Source organism: Pseudomonas sp. SIMBA_068, assembly GCF_046534705.1.
Classification (GTDB): Bacteria; Pseudomonadota; Gammaproteobacteria; order Pseudomonadales; family Pseudomonadaceae; genus Aquipseudomonas; species Aquipseudomonas putida.
Window position 1 is genome coordinate 1 of the sequence record NZ_JAWRYI010000416.1, and the last position, 276, is coordinate 276.

Below are 276 nucleotides of genomic sequence, written 5' to 3' on the forward strand. Positions count from 1 at the left end.
GTTCCAGAAACTCCGCAATGATGCTGGAATCGAACCAGATTTGCTTATCGTCAGCGACCAGCGCCGGAACTTTGCCCAGCGGATTGTAGTGCGGCACGTGGCTGTCATCGCTGTAAGGCGATGCGTTAACGAATTCAAAAGTAATGCCTTTTTCCAGCATGATAATCGAAATCTTACGCACAAACGGGCTGGTATAGCTGCCAATCAGTTTCATCGGGTTCTCCAGAGTCAGTGACTATTCGCCAGGAAACATAAAGGGATTGAGACTGCTGCGTG

The 276-nt window shown here is 49.3% G+C and carries 1 protein-coding gene; it reads right to left on the reverse strand.

Annotated elements, in window-relative coordinates; translation table 11 throughout:
• Positions 1-214: glutathione S-transferase N-terminal domain-containing protein (locus tag SB756_RS29775; RefSeq protein ID WP_410913174.1), on the reverse strand; the 214-nt coding region annotated here is incomplete at its 3' end.
• Between the last annotated feature and the right edge of the window lie 62 nt (positions 215-276).